Below are 505 nucleotides of genomic sequence, written 5' to 3'. Positions count from 1 at the left end.
AAAGTGAAATATGATCACATTTAATAGAAATAATGCCGTGTTGAGGTTTAGTAATCTTAGTGATTTCAAATCGTTGTCGCTTCGATCGAGTACCCGGACCAACATCAACTACTACTTTCTTCCCTTTTTTCAACTGAGAAAATAACTGTCCGTTGATTGGATAATTAAAGGTTAGATATGGAAATTGATTTCTATGTCTTACAGCCAATACGCTGCTTGCTTCATTCAATAACCCTAGACCGAGCGTGCTGTAATCGTTATTCGATTCATTGCAAAGAATTGGCACACTCATATCGCAATCGACCTCCATCTTGGTGTAATTGTTACCTGTGTGATTTGTGTAGTGAATGAAATGGTATTAGTTCCTGGTCGCAGCTGCGGAACATGGTACCCATCGTTTTGCATCAAGATCGCACTTGATATATTGACTGTGCCATCACGATACGCTGTCCCTAACTCACTATCGATCGTAATCATGCCAGCACCGGCAGCTCTCAGAATTCGA

The 505-nt window shown here is 40.6% G+C and carries 2 pseudogenes; both read right to left on the bottom strand.

Features of this window, described 5'->3' with window-relative positions:
- Positions 1-292 (bottom strand): annotated as a pseudogene (locus P3R27_RS14710) (phage tail spike protein); the annotation flags it as partial.
- Positions 289-505: pseudogene (locus tag P3R27_RS14705) on the bottom strand (phage tail protein); the annotation flags it as partial. The pseudogenes P3R27_RS14705 and P3R27_RS14710, both read right to left, overlap by 4 nt.

It is taken from the genome of Enterococcus spodopteracolus (genome assembly GCF_030441955.1).
Taxonomy (GTDB): domain Bacteria; phylum Bacillota; class Bacilli; order Lactobacillales; family Enterococcaceae; genus Enterococcus_B; species Enterococcus_B spodopteracolus.
Note: the sequence above shows the minus strand (reverse complement) of the source record. Positions and strands in the feature narration are given on the sequence as shown.